This window comes from Brevibacillus sp. TJ4, from assembly GCF_044627595.2.
In the GTDB taxonomy this organism is placed as follows: Bacteria; Bacillota; Bacilli; order Brevibacillales; family Brevibacillaceae; genus Brevibacillus.
In genome coordinates this window covers 45,344-66,963 of record NZ_CP185865.1, presented here as the reverse complement: position 1 = coordinate 66,963, position 21,620 = coordinate 45,344, and the positions used below count along the sequence as shown (strand labels likewise).

At 54.3% G+C, this 21,620-nt stretch carries 18 protein-coding genes and 1 riboswitch; all 18 genes read right to left on the bottom strand.

Going from position 1 to position 21,620, the window contains the following annotated elements:
• Positions 1-2: 2 nt before the first annotated feature.
• The 18 genes from ACAF76_RS00305 to ACAF76_RS00220 all read right to left on the bottom strand — a co-directional run bounded on the left by ACAF76_RS00305 (position 3) and on the right by ACAF76_RS00220 (position 21,555).
• Positions 3-1,079: a C45 family autoproteolytic acyltransferase/hydolase gene (locus ACAF76_RS00305; RefSeq protein ID WP_400164449.1), complete on the bottom strand. Its 1,077-nt coding sequence runs from the start codon at positions 1,077-1,079 to the stop codon at positions 3-5.
• Positions 1,080-1,138: 59 nt separating this feature from the next.
• Complete coding sequence (locus ACAF76_RS00300; RefSeq protein WP_400164450.1) at positions 1,139-2,104, bottom strand: ABC transporter ATP-binding protein; 966 nt, start codon at positions 2,102-2,104, stop codon at positions 1,139-1,141.
• The gene (locus ACAF76_RS00295) at positions 2,085-3,083 is read right to left on the bottom strand and encodes an ABC transporter ATP-binding protein (RefSeq protein ID WP_400164451.1); all 999 of its coding nucleotides are present in this window, start codon (positions 3,081-3,083) and stop codon (positions 2,085-2,087) included. Before ACAF76_RS00295 ends, ACAF76_RS00300 begins: the two co-directional genes overlap by 20 nt.
• A gap of 35 nt (positions 3,084-3,118) precedes the next feature.
• Positions 3,119-4,024 carry a nickel transporter permease gene (nikC, locus tag ACAF76_RS00290; protein ID WP_400164452.1) on the bottom strand — a complete coding sequence of 302 codons (906 nt, stop codon included), beginning with the start codon at positions 4,022-4,024 and terminating at the stop codon, positions 3,119-3,121.
• 15 nt (positions 4,025-4,039) lie between these two features.
• Complete coding sequence (gene nikB, locus ACAF76_RS00285) at positions 4,040-4,960, bottom strand: nickel ABC transporter permease (protein ID WP_400164453.1); 921 nt, start codon at positions 4,958-4,960, stop codon at positions 4,040-4,042.
• Between the two features lie 82 nt (positions 4,961-5,042).
• Positions 5,043-5,879: a hypothetical protein gene (locus tag ACAF76_RS00280; RefSeq protein WP_400164454.1), complete on the bottom strand. Its 837-nt coding sequence runs from the start codon at positions 5,877-5,879 to the stop codon at positions 5,043-5,045.
• Between the two features lie 24 nt (positions 5,880-5,903).
• Positions 5,904-7,457 carry a glutathione ABC transporter substrate-binding protein gene (locus ACAF76_RS00275; RefSeq protein WP_400164455.1) on the bottom strand — a complete coding sequence of 518 codons (1,554 nt, stop codon included), beginning with the start codon at positions 7,455-7,457 and terminating at the stop codon, positions 5,904-5,906.
• A gap of 27 nt (positions 7,458-7,484) precedes the next feature.
• Positions 7,485-8,690, bottom strand: a complete 1,206-nt coding sequence (locus ACAF76_RS00270) for a M20 family metallopeptidase (RefSeq protein ID WP_400164456.1) — start codon at positions 8,688-8,690, stop codon at positions 7,485-7,487.
• Between the two features lie 86 nt (positions 8,691-8,776).
• Positions 8,777-10,000: a M20 family metallopeptidase gene (locus ACAF76_RS00265; protein ID WP_400164457.1), complete on the bottom strand. Its 1,224-nt coding sequence runs from the start codon at positions 9,998-10,000 to the stop codon at positions 8,777-8,779.
• A 391-nt stretch (positions 10,001-10,391) separates the two neighbouring features.
• Positions 10,392-12,137, bottom strand: a complete 1,746-nt coding sequence (locus tag ACAF76_RS00260) for a methyl-accepting chemotaxis protein (RefSeq protein WP_400164458.1) — start codon at positions 12,135-12,137, stop codon at positions 10,392-10,394.
• Positions 12,138-12,524: 387 nt separating this feature from the next.
• Entirely contained in the window at positions 12,525-13,958 is a 1,434-nt protein-coding gene (locus tag ACAF76_RS00255) for an NAD(P)/FAD-dependent oxidoreductase (RefSeq protein ID WP_400164459.1), read from the bottom strand.
• Between the two features lie 125 nt (positions 13,959-14,083).
• Positions 14,084-14,182, bottom strand: a riboswitch (purine riboswitch).
• 263 nt (positions 14,183-14,445) lie between these two features.
• A complete protein-coding gene (gene glpK / locus ACAF76_RS00250; protein ID WP_400164460.1) occupies positions 14,446-15,942 on the bottom strand; it encodes a glycerol kinase GlpK in 1,497 nt (498 codons plus the stop codon).
• 78 nt (positions 15,943-16,020) lie between these two features.
• Complete coding sequence (locus tag ACAF76_RS00245) at positions 16,021-16,842, bottom strand: MIP/aquaporin family protein (RefSeq protein ID WP_400164461.1); 822 nt, start codon at positions 16,840-16,842, stop codon at positions 16,021-16,023.
• Positions 16,843-16,989: 147 nt separating this feature from the next.
• Positions 16,990-17,259 (bottom strand): HPr family phosphocarrier protein, encoded by a 270-nt coding sequence (locus tag ACAF76_RS00240; protein WP_400164462.1) that lies wholly within the window; start codon positions 17,257-17,259, stop codon positions 16,990-16,992.
• Positions 17,256-17,888, bottom strand: coding sequence for a dihydroxyacetone kinase subunit DhaL (gene dhaL, locus ACAF76_RS00235; RefSeq protein ID WP_400164506.1), 633 nt, complete (start codon positions 17,886-17,888; stop codon positions 17,256-17,258). The genes ACAF76_RS00240 and dhaL overlap by 4 nt, the downstream gene beginning before the upstream one ends.
• A 20-nt stretch (positions 17,889-17,908) precedes the next feature.
• Positions 17,909-18,304, bottom strand: a complete 396-nt coding sequence (dhaM, locus tag ACAF76_RS00230) for a dihydroxyacetone kinase phosphoryl donor subunit DhaM (protein ID WP_400164463.1) — start codon at positions 18,302-18,304, stop codon at positions 17,909-17,911.
• Between the two features lie 42 nt (positions 18,305-18,346).
• A complete protein-coding gene (gene dhaK / locus ACAF76_RS00225) occupies positions 18,347-19,345 on the bottom strand; it encodes a dihydroxyacetone kinase subunit DhaK (RefSeq protein WP_400164464.1) in 999 nt (332 codons plus the stop codon).
• A gap of 149 nt (positions 19,346-19,494) precedes the next feature.
• Positions 19,495-21,555, bottom strand: coding sequence for a sigma 54-interacting transcriptional regulator (locus tag ACAF76_RS00220; protein ID WP_400164465.1), 2,061 nt, complete (start codon positions 21,553-21,555; stop codon positions 19,495-19,497).
• Between the last annotated feature and the right edge of the window lie 65 nt (positions 21,556-21,620).

Here is a 21,620-nt window from a genome sequence, read left to right as displayed (position 1 = left end):
CGCTACCTGGAAAAACGATAGCAAGTATACTCGTACTGATGAGGCGGACCTACCGCCACCCACATTCTTCCTTCACCCGGTTCGGCAATGACCGAAGCAAACGTGATGGAATCGCCAAAGTCTCCCGGCATCCGGCACAACGTATGCGGAGCTGTCTTCCGGTCACGCAAAATCTCCTGCATGACAGTGGCATTGATTTGCCCATGGCGCTGTTCCAGCAAGGTACGCATGCGCTGGAGCCTGACCTTCGAATTCTCCAGGTCCTCTCCCACCTTACGCTCTTCATCCTGCAGGTCCTCTGCGATAAAATGGTTCGAATGGGCGAGCAATCCGTTGCTCGGTTCGATCCGCCCGATTCTTTCCGGAACTGTCTCCAAATCTGCCGCGACTCCCGTCTTGTCGAGCATGATCAGATTGCGCGAAGAGGCGCGCTGCACGCTTTGGATCAGCGGAATCGCCTCTTGGACGGTGGCTTTGGTCAGCGCCAGACCGGAGAGCATGTAGCGCGGAAATGCCGTCCGCCAGCCATCGCAGACGAGAAAGTTGGCGAATACCCCCAAACCCAGGTCGTTGATCCCGATATAGGAGACCTGTCCGGCGGGCGTGACCATCAACGTAGCCGGTCTGCCGTCAGGAACAAATTCGGCCACGATGCCGACTTCTTTGTAAAAAGCCGGAAGGTCGGCGTTTTGCCCGATCAGCGGCACACCGTTATCCGTCGCATCTGCCAGTACAGCGTAGGTCGTACATTCATCGGTTGAATCGAACTCGCGGTAAATTTCTGCCCGCAACTGCAAAAAATATGCCTGCCCCAGTGAGATCCCCGCGCCTTCCGCGATGCCCTGGATTTTTTCGTCGTAAAACGGCGCGTACTGCAAGACATACGGGCGATAGTGCAGAGCTGCTTCTTCCAGCTTCGCCATGGACGGAATCTTCACGTTTTTTTCCAGCCGCTCCAACGCGTAATCGCGATGCTTGAGAATCAGTTCTTTGCATGCTTCACCGAACTGCTGTCCGATTTGCCGATCGCTTCCTGAAAAGCGGAAAAAGGGAAATTGCCTTGCACTTGTCTCTGTCATAACGTAATCCTCCGATTAGTGGTTTTTTCCGGCAAAGTGTACAGGGGGCAGATGCGTCCCTAGTTGTACAAATGGCATGCCACGTAGTGGCCGTTGATTTCCTGAAACACCGGTCTTTGCGTCCGGCAGATGTCCATGCATGCACTGCAGCGCGGGTGAAACGTGCATCCCGAAGGCGGATTCGCCGGGCTCGGCACATCTCCTTGCAGGACAATTCGCTCTCGTTTGACCAGTGGATTGGGAATCGGCACCGCAGACAACAGCGATTTCGTGTACGGGTGCAGCGGATTGTCGTACAGTTCGTCTTTGTCTGCCAGCTCGACCATTCTGCCCAGGTACATGACTCCGACGCGATCACTGATATGTTTGACGACACTCAGGTCATGGGCGATAAACAGGTAGGTCAGGCTGTACTGCTCCTGCAAGTCCTGGAGCAGGTTGATCACTTGCGACTGAATCGACACATCGAGGGCCGATACCGGCTCGTCGGCCACGATCAGCTTGGGCTGCAGCGCCAATGCCCGGGCGATACCGATACGCTGCCGTTGACCGCCGCTGAATTCATGCGCGTACCGCTTGGCGTGGTAGCTGTTCAGACCGACGACCTCCAGCAGTTCATCGACACGCTTTTCCCTTTCCTTCTTCGGCAGCAAGTTGTATATCTCCAGCGGCTCTGCGATCACCTCGCCCACTGTCAGGCGCGGGTCCAACGATGCGTACGGGTCCTGAAAGACGATCTGCAAATCCTTCCGCAGTTTCCGCAGCTCCCGTTTCGGCATGCCGACCAGGTTTTTCCCCTCGTACAGCACCTCTCCCTCCGTCGGCGGCAGCAGTTGCAAGATCGTTCTGCCGGTAGTCGATTTGCCGCAACCGCTCTCCCCGACCAGCCCGAGGGTCTCTCCCTTGTAAATGGTAAAATCGATGCCATCGACAGCCTTTACATGGTTGACGGTGCGGTTGAAGATGCCTTTTTTAATGGGAAAGTATTTTTTTAACTGCTTCACCTCAACCAATGGCTGTTTCATGTTCGGTTCCCTCCTCGATCGTTTGGTGCAGCCAGCAGCGGCTTGCATGCCCGTCTCCTACAGCCTGCAGCTTCGGCATCTGCGAGCGGCACACATCCATGGCGAATTCGCATCTTGGCGCAAACGTACAGCCCTGCCGCAAAGAACCCGGAATCGGCACGTTTCCCTGAATGGAATAGAGTCGTTTTTCCTTGCCGTCCAGACTGGGGATCGATTTCATCAACCCTTGGGTATACGGGTGCTTCGGATTCGTGAACAGCGTGACGACATCGGCTTCCTCCACGACTTTTCCGGCATACATGACGACGACGCGGTCGCACATCTCCGCCACGACTCCCAGATCGTGCGTGATCATCATAATCGCCGTACCGTGCTTGTCTTTCAGCTCTCTCATCAAATCGAGAATTTGCGCCTGAATCGTCACGTCCAACGCCGTCGTTGGCTCATCGGCGATCAACAGCTTGGGGTTGCAGGACATCGCCATGGCAATCATCACGCGCTGTCTCATTCCCCCGGAGAGCTGATGCGGGTACTCGTCCACGATTTGTTCTGCGCGCGGAATGCCGACCTGCTTCAACATCTCGATCGTTCTTTCTCTCGCCTGCTTCTTGTCGAACTGCAAATGGATGCGGATCGCTTCCTCGATCTGCTGTCCGACTGTAAAAACCGGATTGAGCGACGTCATGGGCTCCTGGAAAATCATCGCCATCTCGTTGCCGCGAATCTGGCGCATCTCCTCCTCCGACAACTGCAAAATCTCCTTGGAGTCGAACACGATCGAGCCTTCCACGATCTTGCCCGGTGTGAGCCGCATCGCAGTCAAGGAAGTCACGCTTTTCCCGCAGCCAGACTCGCCTACGACCCCTACCGTTTCCCCTTCATGGATTGTCAGATCGACCCCATCCACCGCAGGAATGACGCCTTCGTCAGTATGAAAATGCGTTTTGAGACCTTTTATTTCAAACAGCTTTTTCTTCATGTCGTTTCCTCCCATACTGCCGTTCTTGCATCTGCCTACAGCTTCATCTTCGGGTCCAGAGCATCGCGCAGTCCGTCGCCCAGCATGTTAAAGCTCAACACCATGAACATGATCGCCAGCCCCGGTATCGTGCTGACATGCGGAGACGCCCGCAAATATTCCCTGCCCGTGCTCAACATCGCTCCCCATTCCGGTGTCGGCGGCTGGGCGCCCATGCCCAGAAAGCTCAAGCCCGCAGCAGTCAGGATCGCCGTCGCGATGCGCATCGTGGACAATACGATGATCGGCGCGAGGCTGTTGGGGATGATGTGTTTGAAAATAATCCGCGTGTGGCTGGCTCCCATCGCTTCGGCAGCCTCGATGTACTCCTTGTTTTTGACCGCGATGACAGCGCTTCTGGCAATCCGCGCGAAGTTCGGAACGGCAAAAATGCCAATCGCGATCATCACATTGACCATGCCCGGCCCCAGCACGCTGACGATCGCCAGTGCCAGAAGAAAGCTCGGAAACGCCATGAAAATATCCATGATCCGCATGATCAGAGAATCGAGAAAGCCGCCAAAGTACCCGGAGATCGTACCGAGTGTCACACCGAGCACCACCGCGATGAACACGCCGACGATCCCGATCATCAGCGAGATTTGTGCGCCGTATATAATCCGCGAAAGAATATCGCGGCCAAACTCGTCCGTTCCAAACGGATGGGCAAGACTCGGTGACTCCAGCATCTGCTGCATGTTTTGTTCGTACGGGTCATATGGCGCAATCCAGGGAGCCGATAGCGCCACAAGGACAAATACAACGACCATCCACAGTCCGACCATCGCCCGTTTGTTCTTTTTAAAGCGCTTGAGCATCATGCTCCACGGTGTGCGGGAAAGATGGGCAGATGCGGAGGAATCCGTCTCTGCCTCAGGTACGGTGACTTGAACTTGACTCATCGCTAGCACCTCCTCTTAGTAGTTGCGCACTCTCGGATCGACCAATCCGTAGGCGACATCGACCACAATATTGACGACGACAAATACGGTTGCAATAAAGAGCACACATCCCTGTACAGCCGGGTAATCGCGAAACTGGATGGATTGAATCAAAAACCGTCCCAGCCCGTTCATCGAAAACACGGTCTCGGTCAGTACCGCTCCGCCCAGCAGATGCCCGAATTCCAAACCGATAATGGTGATAATCGGGATCAGAGCGTTTTTCAAGGTGTGCTTGTAAATGACGAACTTCTCTTTTACCCCTTTGGCTCTCGCTGTACGGACGAAATCCTGGTGAATGACCTCCAAGACGCTGGAACGGGTCAACCGGGCGAGAATCGCTGACGAGGACAATCCGAGGGCGAGCGCTGGCAGGACAAAGTGCTGCAAGCCCCCATTTCCCCCGGAAGGAAGCAGCGGTATATAGTAGGAAAAGAGAAGGATCAGCATCAGCCCTAACCAGAAGACAGGCATGGAAATGCCAAACAAGGCAAACATCATCGTGGCATTGTCACGCAGGCTGTTCGGCTTCGTAGCCGAGAATATCCCGGCAAACAGCCCGACGATGACGAGGATGACCACAGACATGAGAGTAAGCGTCACCGTCGTAGGAAAGCGCGTCATAATCTCCTCTGCCACTGGACGGCCGGAGCGCAGGGAGGTGCCCAGGTCGCCGGCGAGCAGGTTGGTGACGTAATCGAAGTATTGAATGTACAGCGGTTGATTGAGCCCCAATCGCTCCCTCACCAACTCCACATCCTCCATGCTGGCCTCGGGACCTGCAATCATCCGGGCAGGATCGCCGGGAACCGAATGGACGAGGACAAATACCAGGACGGACACGCCAAACAGAGTAGGTATCATTTGCAGCAAGCGTTTCACTATATAACCGAACAACCGAACCACTCCTTATGAAGATGCAATAGAAGGAGAGCAATGGAACGTCTCTCCTTCTTCCTCAACGCTCATTCAATCTCGACTACCTGCTGCCCGTGCTCTGGCTCCTCAACACATGTGTAAAGAAGTCCTTGACCACGGGAAGAACCTTGAAACCTTCGTGCGACACGCCGGGCAGCTCTTCATAGCGAACCGAAATCCCCTCTCGTTCGAAGCTGTCTCGCAAGGTTCGCAGTCTGTCCACTCTGTTGTCTCCGGTCAGCTCCAGACCGTCGATCCAAAACGGGGCTTGTTTGTCGTTGATCATCCACGTTTCCAGGTCGTCGCTGCCGATTACCATCAGTACAGGTACGCGCCGCATCTCCTCCAGCGGCAGCACCGTCCCGAACTTCTCCCCGTAATCGGATACGCCGAGGTACCACGGCTTCGTCTGGTCGAGGTCGGTAATATTGCCAGGCGCTCCGATGGAAACGCCCAGCAGCCGTTCGGGATGAAGGTAGAAAAATCGGTGTACGAACTGTCCTCCGCCGGAAAAACCGTGGAGCAAAAACCGCTCGCCCGAGATTCCGTAATGCGCCGAAACCTCATCTACCATAGCCAGCAAAACCTGGTCGTACTCCATGTCCTTGACCCTGACGAACTTGTACGAGTCGCTTTCCCAAGGCTCGGTGATACCTCCGGGGAACAACGGAGCCAAAATGATCGTGTTGGTCGCCTCCGCGAAGTCAAGAAACGCGTCCCGGTACTGCTGCGCATTTCGCATGCTCCCGTGGACGATCACAGCGAGGGCGTACTGGTCACGCTTGCTTTCGTCAAAACTTTCCGGAATATAGGCGCAAAACGAGAATCTGGGATCGTATTGGCAGACAAACTGGGTCGTTGATTTGCTTTCAAAAAATAACGCCTTTTTTCCCTTCAAACCGATTCCTCTCCTCACCACATGTTATTTCTTGACGGCATCGCGCAAGATCACATAACCGTTTGCCCAGTTGTAGACACCTTCGAGGTTTTTGCGGATACCAACTGCCTGTTTGTATTCCACCAGGAACAACCACGGAGCGTCTTCTTTGATTATTGTCATCGCTTCGTTGTATACCTTGGTGCGCTCCTCCAGATCGGAGAGGATCAGCCCTTGCTCGATCAGCCTGTCGACTTCCGGATTTGAATACTTGGAATAGTTGTTGGACCCGGTCGTCGTAAACAGCGGCCGCAGCCCCCAGTCAGCATCTCCGGTGGACGCTCCCCAGCTTCCGATCATCAGGTCGTAATTGGAATCCGGGTTGTCCATCTCCTGCTGGTACGCGCTCCACTCCCATTTTTGAAACTCGACGGTAAAGCCGACTGCCTGCAGGTTAGCCTGAATAAACTCGGCGATCTTGCTGTCCATCAAATAGCGGCCTTCCGGTGTCCACAACGTAATCTTGGTGCCCGGCTGGACGCCTGCTTCCGCAAGCAGCTGCTTTGCTTTCTCCGGATCATACGGATAGGAGCCGACTGCAGAGTACCCCTGAACCTTTTCGCCGATAGCGGCTTCTGCGACTTTCGCCTGTCCGAGCAAAATCTTGTCCACGATCGTCTCTTTATCGACCGCATAGTTGATCGCCTGGCGCACTTTTACATCCGAAAACAGCGGCTTCGACATATTCATCGCCATATACAAGTTTCTGAATTCCGGAGAAATGGCGACGGTAATCTCGTCGTTTTGTTGCAGCCGCTCGATGTCCTGGGTAGCAACAGGAGAAATGATGTCCACTTCACCGTTTTCCAGCATGATGGAGCGCGACGAATTTTCCGGAACTGGTTTGAAAGTAATCGTGTTCAGCTTCGGTTTTTCTCCCCAGTAATTTTCGTTTGGTTCGAAGACGATCGATGTGCCGGGAATCCACTCCTTCAGCTTGTAGGGACCGGTACCGGCGGGATTTTTGCCGATGTCCTGCTTCTCCTGGATCGCCTTGGGACTGATGATGCCGCCCGCGCCGTGTGCAAACGTACTGATGGCAGGACCAAACGGCTTTTTAAAGCGGAATGTGACCTGGTATTCACTGTCCGCTGAAATACTTTCGATAAATTCAGAATACAGAGAGTGGCGAGAAAGGTTATTGGATGAGTCGATCACCCGTTCAAAGTTGACTTTCACCGCTTCTGCATTAAACGGCGTACCATCCTGGAAGGTCACGCCTTCGCGCAGTGTAAACGTCATGTTCAGCCCGTCCTCTGACGTCGACCAGTCCGTCGCCAGTTCTGGCACGATGTTCATGTCCCTGTCAAACGTGACCAGCTTGTCGTACAACAGCACATTCGCCTGGTTCGATACAGCGTCGTTGGCATCATGCGGGTCTACAGTCAACGGCTCGGCGCCATAGGCGACGATGACGTCTTTGGGTGCATCAGCACCCTGCTCCGTACCACCAGGATTTGGCGTGGAAGAGTTGCCGCAGGCAGACAGAATGAGTGCGACTGCCAACAGAAGACCGATGAGTGACTTTGCTTCTTTCAATGGAATTTCCCCCTATCATTTGTCTTTTTATAGAGGCTGCATGGATGCTTGGGCAGCTTTCCATGCAGTGAACTCTTCCCGTACCTCTTTCAACACCTCAGGGTTGGCACAGATGTCATAAGCGGTCATTGCCAAGGCTTTGGCTGCCTGGTTTAAACCGACCATCCCGCCTTCGGAACATGCCGCCTCGCGAAAGGCGGGCGTATGCGGAACCGCGTCGCCAATGCGGACATAGGGATGAATCGTAGCCGTGATTTGCCCGACATTGCCAATATCCGAGGAGCCGATCCCGCCGCTTTGCGGAGGTTCCTCTACCACGAGCCCCAACTCTTGCAAATTGTGCTGGAACAATCGGGCCATCGTCTTGTTGTTGTTGCGCTCTGCATAGGTCAGCCCTTCTTCTATCTCGCACGTTGCCCCTACCCCTGCTGCTGCATGATGTACGGCCTCGACCAGTTTTGCCTTGACCGTGTTCAACTCTCTGATGTTGGCGGCGCGGACGATAAAGCTCGCTTCACAGTAGGCAGGAACGATGTTCGCCGCCTCCCCGCCCTTGGTGATGATCCCGTGCATCCTCACGTCTTGTTTGACAAACTGGCGCAGCGAGTTGATCGCCACAAAGGCATTGATCATCGCGTCCAGCGCGCTTACCCCTTGCTCGGGATTGGCTGAGGCGTGCGCCTGCTTTCCGTAAAATTTCAGCGTCAGGCCGACACAGGCCAACCCGCCGCGCAGCACCATATTTTTGGAACGCGGATGACACATCATGGCGGCGTCTACATCGTCAAACACGCCTGCCTCACACATGATGATTTTGCCGCCCCCGCCTTCTTCGGCCGGAGTACCCAGCACCAGCAGCTTGCCGGGAAAGTCCGGACACGCTTCTTTCAAAGCCAGCGCGGCTCCTACCGCCGCGGTGCCGATCAGGTTGTGACCACAGGCATGGCCCAGTTCGGGCAAGGCGTCGTACTCGCCGATCAGGGCGATCGTCGGACCGTCCTCCTTGCCGACCCATGTGGCGCGAAACGCCGTATCCAGACCGGCGATCCCGGTCTCTACGTCGAATCCCGCTTCCCTCAGCGGTGCTGTGAGCCACTGCACCGCCTTGAATTCCGCAAAACCCAGCTCCGGGTTGGCATGAATGTTGAGCGCGATTTCACGCAATTGGCTATCGCGGGCATCGACCGCTTGCCAAATCTTCTCTTTGGTTGAATCTGCTGTTTGCTGTTGCACTTCCTACTCACCTGCACTTTTGTTCATTTTTGGCTTGCGTTTGTCCGGCGCTACCGCCCTGCTGTCATCACCTCCACTGTCTGCACTCAGGCGCGTGAAGGGGAAGCTGCTTCCTTGGCTGCCTTCCACTGTTCGAACTCATCCCTCACCGCTTGCATCAGCGCGGGATTGGCGTACAGATCGTAAGCGGTCATCGCCAAAGCCTTGGCCGCCTGGTTCAATCCGACCATCCCGCCCTCGGAAGCTGCCGCTTCGCGAAATTGCGGCGTATGCGGAACAGCGTCCCCAATGCGTACGTACGGATGGATCGTTGCCGTGATTTGCCCGACATTGCCGATATCCGAGGAGCCGAGACCGCCGGATGGAGGCGGTTCCTCCACCACGAGCCCCAGTGCTTCAAGATTGTCTTTAAACAGGTTGGCCATTGCCTTGTTGTTGTTTCGTTCGGCGTAGGTGAGACCCTCCACAATCTCGCAGCTTGCGCCGACCGCCTCTGATGAATGGCGGACCGCCGCATACACCTTTTCCTTGACCGCGTATACCTCTTCTACTGTCGCGGCGCGAATGTACAGCTTTGCCTCGCAGTACGCAGGTACGATGTTCGGCGCTTCTCCGCCTTTGGTGATGATCCCGTGGATTCTCACGTCCTGTTTGACAAACTGGCGCAGCGAATTGATCGCCACAAAGGAGTTGATCATCGCGTCCAGCGCGCTTACCCCTTGCTCAGGATTGGCCGAGGCATGTGCCTGCTTTCCATGAAACCTGAACGTCACCAATACGCGTGCCAAACCGCCTCGGAGCACCATATTTTTCGAACGCGGGTGGCACATCATCGCAGCGTCGACCCCGTCAAACACACCCGCCTCACACATATAGATTTTGCCGCCTCCGCCTTCCTCCGCCGGGGTGCCAAGCACCAGCAGCTTGCCGGGAAGATCGGGGCATGCCTCCTTCAACGCCAGCGCGGCTCCTACCGCCGCGGTACCGATCAGGTTGTGGCCGCAGGCATGACCGAGTTCGGGCAAGGCGTCGTACTCGCCGATCAGGGCGATCGTCGGACCGTCTTCCTTGCCGACCCATGTAGCGCGAAACGCCGTATCCAGACCGGCGATTCCGACTTCTACGTCGAATCCCGCTTCCTTCAGTGGTGCTGTGAGCCACTGCACCGCCTTATGTTCCGTAAACCCCAGTTCCGGATTGGCGTGAATGTGCAGGGCAATTTCCCGCAATTGCGCGTCACGGACGTCTACCGCCTGCTGAATCGCCAGTTTGGTTTCTGATTGCTTTTGATTGTGCATGTGAATGTTCAATATGGACCACCTTTTGTAAAAATTTGTTTACTTGTCAACTATTTTATAAATGTTTTGACTATTGTTACTATTTGTTTGTATTTGATTAAACTCTTTTTCTGGTGATTAATCAAATACATAAATTTTTATGTGACGCAAAAAAACTTTAATGTTAGACGTAAAAAACGTGAGGCTCGACTGCAAGCTGCAAACAAAAAAACAGCCCCCGTTCGTATCTCTAGGATCCGTAATTGTGGACAAAATTGGAAACACGGCCAGCCGTTTTCTCGGCATGATACGAAAAATGCACCCCTAGAGAAGACACACCGGATTTCCCCAGGGGGTTCCAATGTCTACTTTAAGGGGTGCACTTCATACAAAATGGCGCAAATGTTGTTCCTTTCTTTAGAAGCTAAACCTTGAATTTTCCGATCAGGCTCTGCAATTCTTCTGCCATATTTGCCAGCGTCGCAGCCGACGAAGTGATCTCCTCCATCGATGCCAGCTGTTCTTCCGAAGCGGCAGCCATATTTTGCGAACTTGCAGCTGATTGCTCGGAAATAGCGGCAATGGATTCGATCATGGCTACCATATTTTGCGAGCCGGAGCTAACCTGCTGGACAATGGCAGACACTTCCTGGGACTGCGCGGAAACATCCTCAATCATTTTCGCAATGGAGCGGAAGCTATCTCCGGTTTCTTGCACCTGTTTCATTCCGAGATCCACAGCGCTTGTTCCTTCTTGTATAGCAATGACCGCATTTTGCGTATCTTGCTGAATGTCCAAAATAATGCTGCGGATTTTTTCCGTTGCCTCGCCCGACTGCGCTGCCAGTTTCCGTACTTCATCCGCGACCACGGCAAACCCTCTGCCGTGCTCTCCTGCTCTGGCCGCCTCGATCGCCGCGTTCAGGGCAAGCAGATTGGTTTGGTTGGCAATCTCCGTAATCAGGGAAACAACCTGATCGATTTCTTTCGATTTATCACCCAGCGAATGAATGACCTGCGCTGTCGCTCCGACGCGATCTTGTACGACATTCATCTGTTCCACGGTCTGGATGACGACTTCTCTTCCTTTCGCTGCTACCTGATTGGCATTGTAGGCAGCGTCGGTGACAGCCTGGATCGAATCTGCCACATGCTCCATTCCTTTGGAAATTTCGCCGACCACTTCATTCGTTTTGTTTGCTGTTTTAGCCTGGTTTTCTGCTCCCGTAGCCACTTCCTGCGAAGACAGGGCGATTTGTTCGACGGATTTGGAAGTTTCCTGGGCGCTCGCCGTCAATTCCTCGGACAAAGAAGCGACGTGTTCGGAACTGACGGACACATGGCCGATCAATTCCCGCAAATTGCCTGTCATCGTGTTGAAGTCGCGTGTCAATTGACCGATTTCATCGTTATGTTTATACGACAAGGCTTCTATCGTCAAATCGCCATTGGATACCTTCTCCACCTGTTGGGCTACGACGCCGATTGGTTTGACGATGGAATTGATAAACAGCCAAACAATAATGGCACCGACGATAATAGCCACAATAAGCGTGATGGTAAGGAAGCGAAGCACTTCGCTCGATCCTGCGTTAAACTCGCTCAGATAGGCCCCGGACCCGATAATCCAACCCCAGTTCTGGTCTAATTCTACATAGGAAATCTTTGTTTCGTCATTGCCAGTAAGAGGATTGTTCCATATGTATGAATAAAATCCGCCGCCGCTTGTTCCCAGTTCGACAATGGTTTTGCCCATCTCGATTCCGTCTGGCGTAACCACGCCATACAAATCAGTACCCTCATTTCTGGGGTTCATCACCGATACACCGTTTTTATCAACTGCGTAGAGGTAACCCGTTTGGCCAACCACTAATTCTTGATTGACGGGACGTGCGTTGTCGGCATCCTTGGGTCCGAAAATCTCCTGACGAAACCTTTCTTGCGCTTCTTCCAACGTCAGATTTCCCGCTTGTACTTGCTCGTCCAGCAGCTTGATCATGCTGATCCCCAGTTTGACGTGTGTCCTAAGCTGTTCCTGGCCTGATTCGTCCAACTGCGACTTGGCAATTTGGTAGGCTACGACTCCAATTACCAAGGAGGGAATAACCAATAACAAAAAACAGATGAGCAGAAACTTCGGGCGTAAAGAATTCATGCGCAGCAAATTCATCGTTAGCCACTCCTTTTTTTGCGTGTGTAAGTCTTTTTCGTGCCAGCTGTCCCAGACAGAAAGAATAGGGTGCAAATCCACTCCCATTTTAATACTAATGTAATACAAATCAATGTAAATGTGTCATAAAAATTAAATTTTAGGAAAATTTTCAGGGATAAAATTAAGCATTATGTAAGTCGATGATGTTTTTGGTGCTATATTTGTAATACAAATAATAATCACAACAAAAAAGGCAAACGAAAGCGTACGGCAGATGCTCCTCTTGCCCCGCTTGTCGTTCACCTTTTGTAAAAGCATGCCTCACCAGCGGCAAGCAACCGCGGCGATGAATCTCTGTCAACCGACCCTTCATCACCCGCTCCGCTCTTTGCGAGTCAGGGTCACTTATCCCAGTTTTTCTATCACGCCGCGCGCCATCCATACACCGGCCGCACCTGCCTGTGCCAGACCGCGCGTGATCCCGGCACCATCTCCGCCGCAGAACAATCCCTTGATCTCGGTCTCAAATTGCTCTGTCAGCTTCGGACGGGCGGAGTAGAACTTCGCTTCCACGCCGTAGAACAAGGTGTGCTCAGAGGCGATTCCCGGCGTCACCTTATCCAGCGCCTCGACCATTTCGATCAGGCTTTTCATCGTATTGTACGGAAGCACCAGCCCGAGGTCGCCCGGCACCGCTTCTTTCAGCGTCGGTTCGAGGAAGCCCTCTTTGATCCGGCTCTCCGTGGAGCGTCTGCCCCGCAGAATGTCGCCGTACTTCTGGACGATCACGCCGCCGTTGGACAGGTCGTTCGCCCGCTTGCAAATTTCCCGCGCGTACTCATTCGGCTTGTCGAACGGCTCGGTGAATTTGTGGGAGACCAGCAGCGCAAAGTTGGTATTGTTCGAACCGAGTGCCGGGTCCTTGTAGGAGTGGCCGTTTGCCGCCATCACCCCGCTGTGGTTTTCGACCACGACATGGCCGGACGGGTTGCTGCAAAACGTGCGGACACGAGTACCGACGGACGTGTTGAAGATAAACTTCCCTTCGTACAGATGCTCATTGATCTCCTGCATGACCACGTCTGACGTCTCTACCCGCACACCGACGTCGACCTGGTTGTTGTACATTTTCAGCTTGCGCTTTTTCAAAATATCGGTCAGCCATGCGGAGCCATCACGACCCGGCCCGATGATGACGGCATCGCTGGACAACTCCTTGCCGTTCTTCAGGACGACGCCTGTGACCCGGTGAGCGTCCCCTTCTTTTACGGTGAGGATATCCTCGACCTCTGTCTTGAACATCATTTCGATGCGCTCTTTCAAATATTCGAAGATAGATTGCAAGATTTGCAGGTTTTGCTCGGTACCGAGGTGTCGCACCTGTGCCCGCAGCAATTTCAATCCTGCTGCGTACCCGCGCTGCTCGATCTTTCGGATCGTATCTGTCGTAGGGTCGGTGATCGATTCCGTCGCACCATGCTGCAAGTTGATCTGGTCGACGTACGTAATCAGTTCCAATACTTGCGACGGGCTGAGGTAATCGGTCATCCATCCGCCGAACTCCGTCGTGATGTTGAACTTCCCGTCACTGTACGCTCCGGCACCGCCGAATCCGCTGGTGATAGAACAGGCTGGCAAGCATCCGGCGTACTCCTTCTTCCCGGCCGGTGGCGGGCAAAGCTTGATCTTTTCCTCCAGAATCGGGCACCGTCTGGAATATATATCATGTCCTTTATCGATTAACAGCACTTTGGCATGAGGAAATTTCAAGGTCAACTCATAACAGGCAAAAATCCCGGCTGGACCGGCACCTACCACAATCACATCGTACTTGCTCATTCGATCTACCTCCCATTTCTCCAATAAGAATACCTCTATCGAGGCTTCCCACAAGATGCGCAACCGCGTTTTTCCGGTAGGTTTTTCTGCTGGATCAGGACAGTAAAAAATCCTAGCGTCAAACGGGTATGCGTATACCCATTCGTAGCCAGGAATTTACGGTTCCTTGTAGAGACCCTCAAACCATATTTTGAGGTTATACGAATGATAATCGTGTATGATATGAGTTTTGTTCGCTTTTTACACTAGCATCGTAACGCATGGCTTATATTCTGTCAATAGGATATTCCCCCCTTATATTCGTCTTTTGGACAAGAATTTATGCAAAAAACCTGTCTGTGAAAGCCCCATTTTCAGCAAATCCGAATGAACCGATCGTTCGCCTTCCACATTTACGCAAAAAACAGCCAGCAGCGCAGGAGCGTGCAACACCGCTTCCGTTTGCTGCTGGCTGAATATCCTTTTTACACTTTCGCTGATACCTACATTATTTACCCGGCTTGTAGCCCATGGTGGCTTCTACTGCTTTCTTCCACCCGTTGTACAGTCCGGCGCGCTGTTCCTCGGCCATTTCAGGCGTAAACGTGCGCTCGACTACTTTGTTGGCGACAATGTCTTCCTTGCTGTTCCAGTACCCTACGGCAAGACCGGCGAGATATGCCGCACCCAGCGCGGTCGTTTCATTGACGCGCGGACGCTCGACCTCCGTTCCCAGGATGTCCGCCTGGAACTGCATCAGGAAGTTGTTGGCGACCGCTCCGCCATCAACCGCCAGCTTTTGCAGGGTAATGCCGGAATCGGCCTCCATCGCCTCGAGCACATCGCGTGTTTGATAGGCCAGCGATTCCAGAGCCGCGCGAATCAGGTGATCCTGGGTAGTCCCCCTGGTCAGCCCGAGGATCGCGCCTCTCGCTTCCATATCCCAATAGGGCGCACCAAGTCCGACAAAAGCCGGAACGAGATAGACCCCATCCGTACTGTCGACAGCCGATGCGTGTTTTTCCGAATCCGAAGCATTGGCAATCAGTTTGAGCCCGTCGCGGAGCCACTGCACCGTCGCGCCTGCGACAAAAATGCTTCCTTCCAGGGCGTACTCCACTTTTCCGTCAACGCCCCAGGCAATGGTCGTCAACAGCCCGTTTTGCGAGCTGACGGCCTTTTCCCCGGTGTTCATCAGCATGAAGCAGCCTGTTCCGTACGTATTTTTGGCTGCTCCTTCCTCGAAGCAAGCCTGCCCGAACAACGCCGCCTGCTGGTCGCCCGCAATACCGGCGATCGGGATCGCCGTCTCAAACAGTCCGCTGGTGTGTCCGTACACCTCGCTGGAGGGCCTCACTTCCGGGAGCATGCTGGCAGGCACAGTCAAAATGTCCAACAGCTCCGGGTCCCACTCCAGGGTGTGAATGTTGAACATCAGCGTCCGGGAAGCATTGGAGTAGTCGGTAACATGAACGGCTCCGTCGGTCAGCTTCCACAACAGCCACGTGTCGATCGTTCCGAACAGCAGGTGGCCGTTCTCCGCGTCTTCCCTGGCTCCCTCGACATTGTCGAGAATCCATTTTACTTTTGTCCCGGAGAAGTAGGCATCGATGAGCAAGCCGGTCTTTTCCCGAATGGTCGCCTCGTACCCTTGTTCCTTGAGCTGATTGCAAATATCCGCCGTTTGCCTGCTCTGCCAGACAATCGCATGATAAACGGGCTTGCCAGTGCGCTTATCCCATACGACCGCTGTTTCCCGCTGGTTGGTGATGCCGATGCCGACGATTTGCTCCGGCTTCACGTGATTTTCCAGCAAAACCGCCTTCAACACTTCCAACTGCGACTCCCAGATTTCTTCTGCATTATGTTCAACCCAGCCTGGTTTCGGGTAGATTTGCGTAAATTCCTTCTGCGCCACTCCGATGATCGCTCCTGAGCGGTCGAACAGGATGGCTCGCGAACTGGTCGTTCCCTGATCGAGCGACAGCATATACGTTTTCTCCATCCTTGTGATCCCTCCTTAGAATGATTATAATAGTGGGAATTGAATGTTTGCTTTTGATAGCATGGGTTGGCTTTGTCCTTACCCTGCTATTTTTCTTTGTGGGTCAACATCGTCCTTTTTGTCGCTTGCCCTGGCTATGAAGATTGCCACGAGGAGCACGACGACAAAGATGACGACTGCCGTGACCGATTGATTGACAAACGCTGCTTTATAGAAGAGGGCACCGAGAACACCGCCGAGCAGCGGGCCGACTACCGGAATCCACGCGTAGCCCCAGTTGGAGTCGCCTTTTCCGTGAATGGGCAGCAAGGCGTGCGCAATGCGCGGGCCCAGGTCACGGGCTGGATTGATCGCGTAGCCCGTGGTTCCGCCCAAGGAAAGACCGATGGCGACAATCAAGAAGCCGATGACAAACGGATTTAGCCCCTCTGAAAACGAATTCGCTCCGATAAACAAAAGGCCGAGCAGCAGGAAGAATGTACCCAAAATTTCGCTGATGAGATTGGCTGGCGTATGCTTGATCGCCGGACCGGTCGAGAATACGCCGAGCTTTGTGCCCGGGTCCTCTGTCGCCTGCCAATGCGGATAGTAAAAGAGCCAGACAAAGGTCGCGCCCAAAAAGGCTCCTGCCACCTGGGCGAGCATGTATCCCGGAACCTGTGCCCACGGAAATTCACCGATACTCGCCAACCCCAGTGTGACGGCCGGGTTGAGATGTGCCCCGCTGATCTGGCCGACAGCGTATACGCCCATCGCGACTGCCATCCCCCAGCCGAGCGTGATGACGATCCATCCGCCGTTTTGCGCATACGATTTTTTGAGGTTGACGCCTGCACACACTCCAGCACCCAAAATAATCAAAATCATCGTCCCTATCAGTTCTCCAATAAACGGTGACATCCTACCTACTCCTTTCATCTAAGAAATAAAATAATAAAAACGCTTACAAAATGTCCCACCCCCTTTCCGGAAGCAAAAGCAGCCGATACCTCCGTACGATACGAGATACTGGCTGCTGGTTTCCTGTGCCCAGCGTTCGTATCTCATTTACAATCCGTTGTCTCCGCGCAAAAACAGCTCCAGCTCGTTCAGCGCTTCTGCAGCATCCTCTCCGCTGATCCGTACGGCTACGACGTTTCCTTGTTTGATCGCGAGCGACATGAGCTGAATGATGCTTTTGGCGTCTACCTTCTTGTCTCCGAATTGCAGCTCCACTGTACTCTCAAACTGCCTCATTCGTTTCATCAATTCGCCGGCTGGCCGGGCGTGGATGCCGTCAGGACGGCCGACCTCGATCTCTTTCTCGATTACGTTCATGCTGTTGCCCCGCTTTCCGTGATGGTCAGGCAGAGGGAATCAAACAGATAAAACGACGATACGGCTCCCGGATCGGGATGGCCAATCGACCTGCTGCCGAGGAAGGACGCTCTCCCCCGCTTCGCCTCCCATTGCTTGATCTGCTCCAATTGCTCCTCACACAGCGCGCGAAAACGCTCGTACGACAAGCCACTCTCCGACTGCTGCACGAACGCGGCGAAAGGCTCCCACAAATCCAGCATGGTTTTATCTCCTGCCTGTGCCTTTCCCCGCATTTTGATACCGGCGATGGCTTCTTGCAGCGCCAAGGCGAGTTCAGGCAGACCGATCTGCTGCTTTCCTTTCAGCGCCGAGCCCATCTTCATCAGCGCCGTCCCGTACAGCGGTCCGGAGGCGCCCCCTACTTTGGAAATCAGCACGATGCCTGCCTGGTGCAGCACGGTGCCTATATCTGCATGGCTCCCGCTGGCAAGACCTGACGCTACCTCGCGAAACCCGCGCGCCATGTTAATGCCATGGTCCCCGTCTCCTACAAGCTGGTCCAGTTCGGTCAAGTAGTCTTTATTCGCCTGAATGCGTTCATTGGTCTTCATCAGCCAACCGACGATTTGCTCAACGGAAATGATCAACGGTGTCACCTCTGATACATTCATAATTTTTCCAACTGTTTGGCCTCTTGTGCGGCATTCAGCACTTCCTGCAGCGACCCGCCGCAGCCCGACAGCACCACAGCCGCATACGCCCCTTCCACCAATGGGGCATCGGCGATCACGACATTAGCCCGTCGCCCCTCGTCGAGCCACTCGATAGCCAGCTCGGCGTTGATATAGGCGCTGCCGAGATCGAACAGCACGATGACCCCTCGCTCCGAGTAGACCTGCTCAATCGCCAATTGGATTTTCGTCGCGCTCGTGCCGATCTCCCCATCATCCGTACCCCCTGCTGTCGCCACCGGAACATCGTGCGGCAGTTGCGCCAGCAGCTCGTGCAGACCAGCGACCAGACTGCTGCTGTGCGAGACCAGAACTATTCCGACTCTGCTCATCTGAACCTCTCTTTCTGCTGACCGTAGCGCTTACATTTCGCTTTATCCTTTTTTCCAGGCGATCGTATCTGCCGGGGCATCCAGCAATTCGGTCAACTGGTCATCCAGCTTCAGCAACGTAACCGAGCAGCCTGCCATTTCCAGCGAAGTCATGTACTCGCCGACATAGGTGTCATAGATCCCGATTCCTTGCTGCTGGAGAATGTCCGCCACTTTCTTGTACACGATATACAGTTCCATGACCGGGGTAGAGCCGAGACCGTTAATCATCACGGCTACTTTGTCACCTGCCTCAAGCACGAGATCGTCGAGAATTTTTCCGGTCAATGCGGCTGCCACCTCATCTGCGGTCGCGATTGCTGCGCGATGCGTGCCTGGCTCTCCGTGTATCCCCATGCCGATCTCCATCTCGTCTTCGCCCAGCGTAAAACCGGGCTTGCCCGCCGCAGGCACCGTGCACGGACTCAATGCCATGCCCATGCTGCCTACATTGTCGACTACCTTGCGGGCAACCTGCTCGACTTCGGCCAAAGAGGCTCCTCGTTCAGCCAAGGCACCCGCGATCTTGTGCACAAATACGGTTCCGGCAATCCCTCTGCGCCCTGTTGTATAAGTGCTGTTTTCCACCGCCACATCATCGTTGACCACGACTTTTGCCACGGAAATGCCTTCCGCTTCCGCCAATTCGCCAGCGATCTCGAAATTCATCAGGTCGCCGGAGTAGTTTTTGATGACCAGCAACACTCCTGCGCCGCTGTCTACCGCCTTGATCGCTGCCAGCACCTGGTCTGGCGTAGGCGAGGTGAACACTTCCCCGGCGACTGCTCCATCCAGCATGCCCGCACCGACAAACCCGGCATGGGCAGGCTCATGTCCGCTGCCCCCGCCGCTTACTACGGCAACCTTGCCCGCCACGGGCGCATCTGCCCGAACAAGCACCGTCGTGTCCGGGATATTTCGAATCTTTTGCGGATGGGCCAGCACCATTCCGTCGATCATGTCTCGAACGACCTGTTCCGGATGATTGATGAGCTTTTTCATATTTGTCCCTCCTAGCGCTTCCTTGGATTTGTTGCTTCTGTCTATGAGCAACTCTCGTGCCAATTCCTGTGAGAGCCAATTTTGCTGGATTCGCCCTGTTTGGGCGATGCCGAGTCTGCATTATGGAGGCCTTTTGCTGGGAAAATCGCTCAACGGCCTTGATCCTTTTTCCCAAGGGAGGCTTCCAGCCCGTACTTTCGCACTTTGCTCGCGACTGTCTTATGCGTCCAGCCGAGCGCTTTGGCTGCCTGATTAAAGCTCGTATAGTGCTGCATCGCGACCTCCAGAATTTCCTTTTCGTACTCTTCCATGCGGCGAATCTTGCCCTCCCGCAAATAGGGCGACTCGGCAGGGCGGCAGCTTTCCGCCTCGTGTACAGGCGTTTGGACGATGTAATCCGGCAAATCCTTGATCGTCAACGTGTCACCCTCGCACAAATTGATGGCTCGCTCCATGACGTTTTGCATCTCGCGGATGTTCCCCGGCCACTCGTAGGCCATCAGCGCTTGCATGAAACCGCTCTCATAAGCCTTGATATTTTTTCCCAGGCGCACATTGAGTTTTTCGCGGAAATGACTGGCCAGAAGGGGGATGTCTTCCTTGCGTTTGCGCAACGGCGGCAAATGGACAGGGATGACGTGCAATCGATAGTACAAATCTTCGCGGAATTCGCCTGCCTGCACCATTTTTTGCAGGTCGCGGTGCGTCGCCGCCACCAGCCGGACGTCGATCTTGATCGTTTCCTGTCCGCCTACCCGCTCAAACTCTCGCTCCTGAATCACTCGCAGCAGCTTTGCCTGCAGGTCGATGTTCAGGTCGCCGATTTCATCGAGGAAGATCGTCCCCTTGTCAGCCAGCTCGAACTTGCCGCGGCGTTCGGACACCGCGCCGGTGAACGCGCCCCGTTCGTGACCGAACAGCTCGCTCTCCACCAGATTGTGGGGGATCGCACCGCAGTTGACGCGGATAAACGGCTTGTTTTTTCGGATGCTCGATTCGTGGATGGCGCGGGCAACCAGCTCCTTTCCCGTGCCACTCTCTCCTGTGATGAGCACGGTGGAGTCTGTCTTTGCCGCCTTGTTTGCGATTGACAGGCTTTCCATCAGCGCTCCGCTGTACCCGACGATCGGGGAGAAGCCTTCGTCCAGCGGCTGGTGCTTGGATAGCTCCGTCTCCAGGTAACGGGTGTGCTCCCGCGCGATGTTCAGTTGCTCCATCAGCGCCTTCACCTCATTAAAATGATTCATCGTCAGCACGCTTCCACAGTATTCACCGTCCACGATCACCGGATGCAGCTTCACGATAAACCGGGAGTGGGGATCGAGCTCGATCGCATCGGTGACACATTTGCCCGTGCGAATTTGCTGTTTCCACCCGGCTGTCTCCATCAGCGAGGTGATGAAGTTTTTGTCGTGTTTGCGCAGCTGCTTCATAAGCTGTTCCAGTTGGGCATTGGCGTACAAAAGCCGGCCCTTCTGGTCGAAAAATCCGATCAGCTCCTCGACGGATCTAAGCACGAGATCGAGCTGCTCCTTTAGCGCCTTTACTTCCTTCAATTCCTTGCTCAGCTCGACTACGGTGGAGATGTCCTGAAAGAGCGCGACTGCGCCAATCAACTGGTTTTCATACATGATCGGGGAGCGGTTGGTGATGATGATCCGGTTGCCCAGCTTTTGCCGTTTGCCGATTTCCGCTTTGCCCGTCTTGAGGACTTGTTGGAGGCGGGAGTGGGGAATGACTGCTTCTGCAGACTGATTGAGGAGTTCGTGGTCGCTATGACCCAACAGCTTGGTGGCTTCTGCATTGACGTAGGTGATGACGTTTTCCTGGTTGACGATGACGATTCCGTAGGGAAGGCTGGAGAGCACGACATCGATCGCGGTCGAATTCTCGATCAGCAATTGGTCGGTCTGCCTCATATCAGGCGCTTCCTGGGCGTCGCTGCTCTCCATGAAGTTCCGCAGCTCATCCAGCACCTCTGGCTGAACTTCCTCCTCAAACCGGAACGTGACCTGCCCGCCCTTCTGAATCTTCAGCGAAACAAGGGAGAGGAGGCTCGTAATGGCTACCTTGCGCCCATTGTGCAGTACGTAAATGTTGCGCAGCACGTCTGTATTTTGCAAAAGGGACTGCAATTTGGCGATCAGGGCAGCGACCATCCGCAAATGAAGGCCGTTTGTTTTATTGACGGTAAGTTGGATTTCCTGCATGGTTTCCCTCATTTCAACAAGACTGTTTCCCGGACATAAAAAAACAGGAGGAACCCCCTCGTCCT